Source organism: Xanthomonas sp. LMG 12462 (assembly GCF_009192885.1).
GTDB lineage: Bacteria > Pseudomonadota > Gammaproteobacteria > Xanthomonadales > Xanthomonadaceae > Xanthomonas_A > Xanthomonas_A sontii.
This window is the reverse complement of the sequence record NZ_NMPP01000018.1, coordinates 1-10,267: the sequence shown is the minus strand read 5'-3', so window position 1 is coordinate 10,267 and position 10,267 is coordinate 1. Positions and strand designations below refer to the sequence as shown.

The window sequence follows — 10,267 nt, the reverse complement described above, 5'->3', positions numbered from 1 at the left end:
GGGTGGGCGGGTTGGGCCGGCGCCCCTTGTTGCCGGGTGTGCAAGGGCGTTCGGCGCCCCCCCCCCCCCCCCCCCCGGGGCCCCCTCCCCCGGGGGGGAAAAGGAAAGAAAAGCCCCCCTCCCCCCGGGGGGGGGGGTGGGGGTGGGGGTACGACCGCCATGGAGTCCGGCGACACCGAACGGGCGCTTGTGCCGCGCAGAACTGGCGTTTCAGCGATCAGCGTCGCGGCTGAAGCCGCTCCTAAGACGGCGCGAACGGACAAGCCCGCACGCGCGACCACCCCACCAATCCCCAATCCCGCCTCCCCAATCCCGGCTTCTACTGAATCCGCTGCAGGATCTGCTTGGCCAGGGTCGCGTAATCGCCCTGGAAATGATGGTCGCCGGGCAGCTTGACCAGTTGCACCGCGCCCTTGGGCAGGTCCGGGCACAGCGCGTCGTCGTCGTCCTCGCCGTAGATGCACAGGGTCTGTGCCGGCGGCATCTTCGCCACTTCCGGGGCGATCGGCAGGCCGTCGTCGCCGGAGCTGATCCAGTTGGACACGTGGAACTCGTAGTCGGCGGTCTTGCCGACCGACAGCAAGGCGGTGAGCTGCACCTGGTCGCGCATCGCTTCCGGCAACTGGTTGTAGGCCGCCGGCAGCACGTCGGCGCCCTGCGAGAAGCCGATCAGCACCACCCGCCCGCGTTGCCACAGGTGGCTGTAGTGGCGGTAGATGCGGTCCAGGTCGGTGGCGAAGCCCTGCGGCGTGCGCTCGCTCCAGAAGTAGCGCAGCGAATCCACGCCCACCACCGGGATGCCGGCCTTGGCCAGGGCGCCGGCGACCTGCTGGTCGAGCCCGGCCCAGCCGCCGTCGCCGGAGACGAAGATCGCGAACACGTTGCCGTTGTCGGCATCGCCCGCGCCCGCGGCGGCAGGCACTTCGACCACCGGCAGCCCGGCCAGGTCGGCCGGGGTCGGCGGCAGGCTGACGCCGGGCCGGTCGCCCAGCGAACGCACCGCCGCACGCAGCCCCGGCAGCGCATCGCCGCTGGCGCTGCGGCGGAACTGCCGCGCCTGCGCCACCTTCTGCAGGAACGCGTCGCTCTGCTGGGTGCAACGATCGCGGCGGGTCTTGGCATCGAGCGCCGCCAGCCACGGCACCGGCAGCGCAGTCGCCTGCAACGCACGCGCCGGCGCGGTGATGCCGGCGCCGCAGATCTGGTCGTCGAGCACCTGCACCGGGCAGAAATCCTCGGTCAGCAGCCCCGCCAGCAGATGCTTGGGCGCCTGCGCCGCGACCGCATAGGCCAGCGCGGCGCCGTCGCCATCGCCCACCAGCAACGGCAGGTGGTAGGTCGGCACGTGGAAATAGGCCTGCACGTAGCGCGAGAAATTCTCCACGTCGCCGGCGGAGAAGCCGCAGGTGCCGTCGATCTTGGCCAGCACCGCCTGCAGGTGCGCACTGTCGATCACCGCGACCATGGCGCCGTCGTCGCGCAGCGCCTCGATCTGGCGCATGCGCTCGGCGTCGGCATGCTTGCCGCCGGCGAACCACAGCACCACGCGCTGCGCGTTGCCCTTGGGCAACAGCACCGGCACCTGCTCGAAACGGCCATGGCTGAGCTTTTCCGGCGCCGCGGCCGGTGCGCCGGCATGCGGCGCGGCGGTGGCCGCAGCGCCCGGTGCTGCGCCGGCGACGCCGGCCGCGAGCAGTCCGCCCAATGCACATCCCCACATCCAACCGCCACGCTTCTGCATCATCCGGCAATCCTGAAAAGGCGTGTAAAGATAATCCCGAACGGCGACGGCGCGAAGCGCGGCGCGCTCCCTGGTTCATGCCAGGTACGCCGGACCTGCGCCAGCGCCTGCACCGGCAGGCCTGTCAGGCGTCCGCGTCGGCGCCGGGATGGCGCAGCCGCCAGGCGGCCAGCGCCTGCCGGTAGCGCTCCAGTTCCTCGTGGTAGAGGTCGTAGACGCACAGCGGGCAGCCGCTGTCGCAGCAGTCGCTGGGGCCCGGCGGCAGCGGCGCCTGCGGGCGGGGATCGGCATTGGCGGCAGGGTCGGACATGGGGCTCCGTGGCGGCGGCCGGGGCAGACCGGCGCGGCAGTGTAGAAGAAGGCGGCGCAGGCCCCGGTCCGAGTCCCCTCAGCCGATGGCGTGACGCAGATTGGCGCGCGCCGCGGCGTCGTAGCGCGCGTGGAAGCGCTCGCTGAGGAAGATGCGCGGCTGCGCCAGCACGGTGCGCAGGAACGCGCGGCGCTTGCGCCGGTACAACCAGCCCGGCACCACGCCGCGGTACTCCTCGGCGATGGCGCGGTCGTAGGCGGCGAAGGCCTCCGGCGCGGCGCCGAGGATGGCCATGTCGCAATCCAGGAACAGCGCGGCGTCCGCATCCACCGAGTCGACGGTAAGTTGCCCGTGACGCGCGGTCAGTTCGATCAGCGCAGCCACCCGCGTCGCCTCCACCCCGGCGTCCGGCAGCCATTGCGCGATCGCCGCCTCGGCCAGGCGCGCCGACTGCGCTTCGTTGTCGCCGCGGCCGGCACGATAGACCGCATCGTGATAGAGCACGGCCAGGTAGACCTCGCGTGGCTGCCGCCAGCCGGTGTCGGCGGCGACCTCGGCGTAGTGCGCCAGCACCGCCTCGACGTGGCCGAAATGGTGATACGCCCGCGGCGGTTCGGCGTAGGCCGCCCGCAGCTGCGCCCATTGCGCCTCGGGCAGGGTCAGCGGCGCCGCGTTCATGCGTCGCGCTGCGCAGGGGCGGCGCGCAACGGCCAGCTGGCTTCGTGCAGGTAACGGCCCTGGCCCTGTACGCTGCGGATCAGGCTCAGCGACGTCGCCTGCCAATGCAGCGCCGGCACCTGCTGCGGCGCCAACGCCTGATCGACATAGGCCAGGGTCATGTGCGGCAGATACGCGCCGTCGGCGCGCGGCGCCACGCCGTGTCGGGCCAACTGCTGCTGCAGCGCCTGACGCAACGCCAGCAACGGCGCGGGCTCGGCATCACCGCGCAGTACCAGCGGTCGGCTACGCGCGCGGCTGTCGAAAGTCACCGCCTGGTCGAATGCAAGTTGAAAGGGCGAGGCCGCAAGCGCATGCCCGGCGGCGCATGCCTGCTGCAGCAAGCGTGGCGGAATCCCGGCGTATTCGCCCAGATAGTGCAAGGTCACGTGCAGCCGCTCGGGCGGCAGCGCACGCCCGTGCAGACCATGCGCCTGGCACAGTTGCTGGCCAAGGCTGTGCACCGCGTGCGCGGCTTGCATGTCAGGAAGCAAAGCAAAGAACAGGCTTTCGCGTGCGGCAGGCGCATCGAAACCGAGCGAGAACTGGGCGCCGGCAGGCGTAGCATCGGGAGACATGGGCAGAAGCGGCAAACGCCGCAATCAGGTCGGGCAGCGGTCGAGCACGCATGGTAGCAAGCGCACCGTCCCGCTGCAGACCATCGGCACGCCGACCCGGACAACGCCGCGATGCGGCGCGCCGGGCCGGCGGCGGGAGGCGCTTATGCCGCGTTCTTCATCGCGTGCTTGCGGGTGCGCATCACGTCGTGGCAGGCGCGCACTTCCGGCAGCAGGCGGGTGGCGGCGTCGCGCGCGGCGACCGGGGTGTCGGCGTCGGCGATGGTCTCGTTGAAGGCCTTCAGCAGGCGATCTTCGGACTCTTCCAGCTCGGCGACGTAGCCGTACTTGGTGTCGCCCAGCGCGGCGCGGACCTTGCCGTACATCTGCTGCATGCTGCCGACCATGGTGCCGTGCTCTTCCGGCTTGCCACCGACCGACTGCACCACCGCGCTCAGGCTGCTGACGATGTCCGACTTGACGCCGGCGATGCGCAGGAACAGCGCGGACAACTCGGCGTCGCCCACCTTCTTGGCGGCTTCTTCGTAGAAGTCCTTGCCGTCGCGGGAAATAGCGATGAGGTCGTTGAGGCTGTGCGTGGTCTTGCTCTGGATGCTCATGGGAAACTCCTGTGGCGAGGCCAGCGATATCGCGCAACGGGCACACGGGGGTGAACCTGGATATCGCACGGCGCGGTCGAGAGGATTGCCGCGTTGCGTGGTGTTGGCGATGCTGGGCAGAACGGCATAAAGCGCACGTGAGCCATCGGCGCTCGCTCGTCACGCCGCATTGCCCGTGGTGAACACGCGTTCATGGGCCGCACTGCGCAGTCAGACATGTGGCGAAGTTTTCACCATCCTGTCTGCGTACATTGTGGCGCCTGGGTGGCAGCGACTTATCCACACGGTTGCCCCACGTTCGTCCACAGCGGTTGTGGATGACCGCCGCCGTCGCGTCGGCCGGAGACCGCTGGTCGGCACCGCCACGATGACCGTCCTGTCGCGCCAGCGAGGGCCTATAGTGCAGGCGAGCCCTCGCCACTGCAGGGCACCGCGAGGTGCGTCATGTTCGCCTGGACCGCGTTCGCCCTGCTCGCCGCTGCCACGGTCGCCCGGTCGCCGCCCACACCGTCGCTGCCTTCCTCGCACACGGCAGCGGCCGTCCAGAGAGAGGCGGCACCGCCGGTTCCGGCGACGACTAGCGCGGCAACCGCCGTTCCGACCCCTGAGCAGATCATGCAACTTCCACCGGCGCTGCATACGCTGCTGCAGCAGCGCATCGACCGCGGCGCCGATGCCGAACACCGTCTGCAGCAACTGGTGGCGCTGGCCTTCGATGCCAACGGCCTGGACCTGCAGTACGACCCCAAGGCCACCCACAGCGTCGCCGAGAGCTACGCCACGCGCCACGTCAACTGCCTGTCCTTCACCCTGCTGTTCGTGGCGATGGCGCGCGACGTCGGGCTACAGGCACAGGTCCAGGAAGTACGCCGCGTGCTGAGCTGGTACGAGGACGGCAATGCGCTGTACAACGTCGGCCACGTCAACGCCGGCGTGCGCGTGGACAGCGGCCGCGGCAGCATCGACCTGGACCGCAGCGTGCTGATGGACCGGCGCGGGCCACAGCCCATCTCCGACCGCCGCGCCCTCGCCCACTACTACAACAACCGCGGCGCCGAACTGCTGGTCGACGGCGACCTCGACGGCGCCCGCGCGCATCTGGCGATGGCCCTGCAGATGGACCCACGCTTCGCCGGGGCCTGGAACAACCAGGGCGTGCTGGCGATGCGCGATGGCGACAGCACCGCCGCCGCACGCGACTACGCCAAGGCGCTGGAGATCGATCCGGAACACCTGCCGGCGCTGTCCAACGCCGTGGGCCTGGCCCGACGCCTGGGCGACGGCACGCGCGAGGCCGCCCTGCAGCGGCAGATGGAACAGGTGCGCCAACGCGACCCATTCCAGCAATACCTGCTCGGCAACGAGGCAGAGCGGCGCCAGGACTACGCCGCAGCGATCGCCTACTACCGGCACGCGCTGCACCTGTACGACGGCGCCCACCTGCTGTACTTCGCCCTGGCCCGCGCCTACCTGCACAGCGGCGACACCCGCCGCGCCACTGCGGCGCTGCGCGAGGCCATGGCCCACGCCGATCCAGCCACGCAACCGCGCTACCAAGGCAAGCTGGACGCGCTGCGGCGGCTGTCTTCCACCGCGCGGCCGCTGCGCTAGCGCCCCCTAGCCGGCCGCATGCGCGCAGGCCGCACGCCGTCCCGCCTGGCGCGCCCACAGGTAGATCAGCAGGCCGCCCACGGCCATCGCCGCGCCGACATAGCCGGTGGAGGTCCAGCCCAGGCCGGCGCCGATCGCGATGCCGCCCAGCCACGGCCCCAGCGCATTGGCCAGGTTGAACGCGGCATGGTTGGAGGCGGCGGCCAGCGTCTGCGCATCGCTGGCCACGTCCATCAGGCGGGTCTGCAACACCGGCGCCAGCGCGCCCATGCTGCCGACCGCGACCACCGCCGGCAGCACCGCCCACGGCGAAGTGGCCGCCAGCGGGAACACCAGCAACACCGCCAGCGACCACAGCAGCACCAGCGGCACCGCGCGGAACTGCATCCGGTCGAACAGCCAGCCGCCGGCCAGATTGCCGAGCAACCCGCCCAGCCCGAACGCGCCCATCGCCACCGGGATCCAGTGTTCGGACACGCCGGTGACCTCCATCAGGGTCGGCGCCAGATAGCTGAAGACGCAGAACATGCCGGCGAAACCGATCGCGCCGATGCCCAGCGCCAGCCACACCTGCGTGCGGTTGAAGGCGCGCAGTTCGCGCAACGGCGAGGGCCGCGCCTCCTGCGGATCGGCCGGTAGCAGTCGCCACACCAGCACCACCGTCAGCACCGCGATCGCCGCGACCAGGGCGTAGGCGTAGCGCCATTCCGCCACCTGGCCGAGCCAGGTCGCCAGCGGGTTGCCGACCAGCACCGCCAGGTTGAGGCCGAGCAGCACCCGGCTGACCGCCGCACCGCGCTGGTCGGGCGGACCGATCGAGGCGGCCACCAGGGTCGCCACGCCGAAATAGGCGCCGTGCGGCAGGCCGGCGACGAAGCGCGCCAGCAGCATGCTGTGATAGTCCGGCGCCACCGCGCTGGCGAGATTGCCGAACGCATAGAAGCCCATCAGCGCCAGCAGCAGATCGCGGCGCGACCAGCGCGCGCCGAGGATCGCCAGCAGCGGCGCACCGACCACCACGCCCAGCGCATAGGCACTGATCAGATGCCCGACCTGTGGCGCATCGATGACCAGACCACGGCCGATGTACGGCATCAGCCCCATGGTGGAGAACTCGCTGGTGCCGATCGCGAAACCGCCCATCGCCAGCGCGAACAGGATCAGCACGTAGCCGCGCCGCGACAGCGGCACCGTGGCGGATGAGGTCATGCGCACGTCCCGAAGGAAAGGGCCGCCCATTATTGTGCATTGCAGCAAGTCCTGCAGCCCCGCCTGCGCAACGCCGCGTTGCGCGGTGCCGCTGGTGGCGCCCGGGGTGGCGATGCCCTCGCGAAGGTGCCGCCGCAGCAACGCACTGTCCCACCGCACCGACGCGAAACCGCCGCGCGCGTCCCCATGTCCTGCACGCACGCCGCCTTGCAGCGCCCCGCTGTAGGGTCGGCCGCCCCACCCCACCACCAAGAGACCCACCGATGACCGACACCGCTTCCCCGCTGTTCACGCCGCTGCGCCTGGGCGCGATCGCACTGGCCAACCGCATCGTGATGGCGCCCCTGACCCGCAACCGTGCCGAAGGCGAAGGCCGCATCCCCTCGCCACTGGCCGCCGAGTACTACGGCCAGCGCGCCAGCGCCGGCCTGCTCATCGCCGAGGCGACCCAGATCAGCCCGATGGGCCAGGGCTACAAGGACACCCCGGGGATCTACAGCGACGCGCAGGTCGCGGCCTGGAAGAAAGTCACCGACGAGGTGCATCGCCGTGGCGGCAAGATCGTGCTGCAGCTGTGGCACGTCGGCCGCATCTCGCACGTCAGCCTGCTGCCGGGCGGCGCCGCGCCGGTGGCGCCCAGCGCGCTGCGCGCCGATGCCAAGACCTTCACCGCCGAGGGCTTCACCGACGTCTCCGCCCCACGCGCGCTGCGCCTGGACGAGATCCCCGCGCTGATCGAGGACTTCCGCCGCGCCGCCCGCAACGCCATCGCCGCCGGCTTCGACGGCGTGGAAGTGCATGCCGCCAACGGCTACCTGATCGACCAGTTCCTGCGCGACGGCAGCAATCACCGCGACGACGCCTACGGCGGCAGCATCGAGAACCGCACCCGCCTGCTGTTCGAAGTGGTGGAGGCGGTGGCGCAGGAGATCGGCGCCGACCGTACCGGCGTGCGCCTGTCGCCGGTGACCCCGGCCAACGATGCGCGCGACAGCGATCCGCAGCCGCTGTTCGAGCGCGCGGTGGAACGCCTGGACCCGCTGGGCCTGGCCTTCGTGCACGTGATCGAAGGCGCCACCGGCGGCCCGCGCGACAACATCGCCTTCGACTACGCCGCGCTGCGCGCCAAGTTCCATGGTCCGTGGCTGGTCAACAACGGCTACGACAAGGCACTGGCCGAACAGACCGTGGCCTCCGGTCGCGCCGACGCGGTGGCGTTCGGCCGCCCGTTCATCGCCAACCCGGACCTGGTGGAACGACTGCGCCGCGACGCGCCCTTGAACCAGGTGGACGCCGACACGCTGTACGGCGGCGGCGCCAAGGGCTACACCGACTACCCGACGCTGGATTGATCGCGTCCTGCGGCGGCACCGCATCGGTGCCGCCGCGGCGGGCGATGCAGTGGGGCTCGCCCGCTCAGGCCTTGCGCAGGAAGCAGGTCTTCAGCACCAGGCCCTTGATCTTGTCCGAGTTGCCTTCGATGTGTTCGGCATCGTCTTCGACCAGGCGGATGCCGCGGATCACCGTGCCCTGCTTGAGCGGGATCGACGAGCCCTTGACCTTCAGGTCCTTGATCACCACCACCGTGTCGCCGGCCTGCAGCACGTTGCCGTTGCTGTCGCGTACCACCGTCGCCGCATCGTTGGCGGCGTCAGCCGCGACCGGCCACTCGTGGCCGCAGTCCGCGCACACCCAGTTGGCGCCATCGACATAGGTGTTTTCCAGGGTGCATTGCGGGCAGGCGGGTGCGGCGGGCATGGGAATCCTTGATACGGCGACGACGGCGAGCCGCCTATTGTAGCCGCCCGCCCCGTGCCGCCGTGCGGCCGCGCCAGCCGCAGGAATGCCATGTCCGCCTCGTCCGGGTCCCGTCTCGCGATCTACGCCGCGCTCGCCGGCAATCTCGCCATCGCCATCGCCAAGTTCGTCGCCGCCGGGCTCTCGGGCAGCTCGGCGATGCTCAGCGAAGGCGTGCATTCGCTGGTGGACACGGTCAACGAACTGTTGCTGCTGTACGGCCTGCGCCGCGCCGCGCGCCCGGCCGATGCCACCCATCCGTTCGGCCATGGACGCGAACTGTACTTCTGGAGCTTCATCGTCGCCCTGCTGGTGTTCGCGCTCGGCGCGGGGGTGTCGCTGTACGAGGGCATCGCCCATATCCGCGATCCGCAGCCGGCCAGCGACCACACCCTCAACTACATCGTGCTGGGGCTGTCGCTGTTGTTCGAGGGCGGCTCGTGGTGGGTCTCGCTGCGCGAGTTCCGCGCGCGCAAGGGCCGCCTGAGCTACGTACAGGCGTTCCGCGAGAGCAAGGACCCGAGCCTGTTCACCGTGCTGGTGGAAGACAGCGCGGCGTTGATCGGCCTGTTGATCGCGCTGGCCGGGCTGCTCGCCGCGCAATGGCTGGACATGCCGGAACTGGATGGCGTCGCCTCCGTCGGCATCGCCGCGGTGCTGGCCTGTTCGGCGTTCGTGCTGGCACGCGAGACCAAGGGCCTGCTGATCGGCGAGCCGGCGGCGCGTCCGCTCGGCGACGCGCTGCGGCGCATTGCCGCGGCCGATCCGGACGTGCGCGCGGTCAACGGCGTACTCAGCGTGCAGATGGGGCCGGACCAGGTGGTGGCCGCGCTCAGCGCCGAGTTCGAGGACCAGCGCAGCACCGCGCAGATCGAAGCGTGCATCGAGCGCATCGAGGCCGCCGCGCGCGCCGAGCATCCGGAACTACAGGCGCTGTTCGTCAAGCCGCAGACCCCGGAGACCTGGCTGGCCCGGCGCACCGCGCTGCGCCGGCCGCCGCCGGCCTGAATGGCGGCGCCCCGACGCGACTTGCGGCCCTGCGCCGCTTTTCGTTAGGGTAGCCGGGTAGCACCCCTCTCATCGCGCTGTGACTGTGCCGGCGTATCCCCCTTACTCACTGAACGAGGTTTCCCATGGAGATCGCCAACGGGCTTGTCGCCACCATCCACTACACCCTCACCGACGACGCCGGTGAAGTGATCGACCAGTCCTCGCCGGACAATCCGCTGAGCTACCTGCACGGCGCCGGCAACATCGTGCCGGGCCTGGAAAAGGCGCTGACCGGCAAGCGCACCGGCGAGTCGGTCAAGGCCGACGTGATCCCGGCCGAAGGCTACGGCCCGCGCCACGAGCAACTGGTGCAGCAGGTGCCGCGTGGTTCGTTCCCGGATGCCGCATCGCTGGCGCCGGGCATGCAGTTCCAGGCGCAGACCGACCAGGGCCCGCTGCTGGTCACGGTCACCGAGGTCGGCGAGCAACTGGTGACCATCGACGGCAACCACCCGCTGGCCGGGCAGGTGCTGCACTTCGCCGTGGAAGTGGCCGGCGTGCGCGAGGCGACCGAGCAGGAAAAGAACCAGGGCCACGCCGGCGCCGCGCTGTAAGCGACCCGGTTTCGCGCCCCCGACGAGGCCCGCCGATGCGGGCCTCGTGCGTTTGCGGCCGCGCTTGCGTCGCGCGACGGCTTGCCCCACAGTGCGCGGCC

At 70.8% G+C, this 10,267-nt stretch carries 11 protein-coding genes; 4 read left to right on the top strand and 7 right to left on the bottom strand.

Annotated features, from left to right (window positions below; genetic code table 11):
• Positions 1–319 precede the first annotated feature (319 nt).
• The 5 genes from CEK69_RS06255 to CEK69_RS06235 all read right to left on the bottom strand — a co-directional run bounded on the left by CEK69_RS06255 (position 320) and on the right by CEK69_RS06235 (position 3,945).
• Entirely contained in the window at positions 320–1,744 is a 1,425-nt protein-coding gene (locus tag CEK69_RS06255; RefSeq protein ID WP_051064877.1) for an AcvB/VirJ family lysyl-phosphatidylglycerol hydrolase, read from the bottom strand.
• A 121-nt stretch (positions 1,745–1,865) separates the two neighbouring features.
• The gene (locus CEK69_RS06250) at positions 1,866–2,051 is read right to left on the bottom strand and encodes an oxidoreductase-like domain-containing protein (RefSeq protein ID WP_017908246.1); all 186 of its coding nucleotides are present in this window, start codon (positions 2,049–2,051) and stop codon (positions 1,866–1,868) included.
• 78 nt (positions 2,052–2,129) lie between these two features.
• Complete coding sequence (locus CEK69_RS06245; protein ID WP_152180845.1) at positions 2,130–2,729, bottom strand: hypothetical protein; 600 nt, start codon at positions 2,727–2,729, stop codon at positions 2,130–2,132.
• Positions 2,726–3,346, bottom strand: coding sequence for an RNA 2',3'-cyclic phosphodiesterase (thpR, locus tag CEK69_RS06240; RefSeq protein ID WP_152244477.1), 621 nt, complete (start codon positions 3,344–3,346; stop codon positions 2,726–2,728). Before thpR ends, CEK69_RS06245 begins: the two co-directional genes overlap by 4 nt.
• A gap of 143 nt (positions 3,347–3,489) precedes the next feature.
• Complete coding sequence (locus tag CEK69_RS06235) at positions 3,490–3,945, bottom strand: PA2169 family four-helix-bundle protein (protein ID WP_041500455.1); 456 nt, start codon at positions 3,943–3,945, stop codon at positions 3,490–3,492.
• 615 nt (positions 3,946–4,560) lie between these two features.
• On the opposite strand from CEK69_RS06235, the gene CEK69_RS06230 reads away from it, so the two are divergent.
• On the top strand, positions 4,561–5,556 hold the full coding sequence (locus tag CEK69_RS06230; RefSeq protein WP_152244475.1) for a tetratricopeptide repeat protein: 996 nt from the start codon (positions 4,561–4,563) through the stop codon (positions 5,554–5,556).
• Between the two features lie 6 nt (positions 5,557–5,562).
• On the opposite strand, the gene CEK69_RS06225 is transcribed toward CEK69_RS06230, so the two are convergent.
• Positions 5,563–6,765: an MFS transporter gene (locus CEK69_RS06225; protein WP_152244473.1), complete on the bottom strand. Its 1,203-nt coding sequence runs from the start codon at positions 6,763–6,765 to the stop codon at positions 5,563–5,565.
• 263 nt (positions 6,766–7,028) lie between these two features.
• On the opposite strand from CEK69_RS06225, the gene CEK69_RS06220 reads away from it, so the two are divergent.
• The gene (locus CEK69_RS06220) at positions 7,029–8,117 is read left to right on the top strand and encodes an alkene reductase (RefSeq protein WP_148828789.1); all 1,089 of its coding nucleotides are present in this window, start codon (positions 7,029–7,031) and stop codon (positions 8,115–8,117) included.
• A gap of 64 nt (positions 8,118–8,181) precedes the next feature.
• Here CEK69_RS06220 and CEK69_RS06215 read toward each other — a convergent pair whose 3' ends face one another.
• On the bottom strand, positions 8,182–8,523 hold the full coding sequence (locus tag CEK69_RS06215) for a zinc ribbon domain-containing protein YjdM (RefSeq protein WP_017908239.1): 342 nt from the start codon (positions 8,521–8,523) through the stop codon (positions 8,182–8,184).
• 90 nt (positions 8,524–8,613) lie between these two features.
• On the opposite strand from CEK69_RS06215, the gene CEK69_RS06210 reads away from it, so the two are divergent.
• Positions 8,614–9,570, top strand: a complete 957-nt coding sequence (locus tag CEK69_RS06210) for a cation diffusion facilitator family transporter (protein WP_152244471.1) — start codon at positions 8,614–8,616, stop codon at positions 9,568–9,570.
• Between the two features lie 125 nt (positions 9,571–9,695).
• Complete coding sequence (locus CEK69_RS06205) at positions 9,696–10,166, top strand: peptidylprolyl isomerase (RefSeq protein ID WP_010342327.1); 471 nt, start codon at positions 9,696–9,698, stop codon at positions 10,164–10,166.
• The last annotated feature ends 101 nt before the right edge of the window (positions 10,167–10,267 follow it).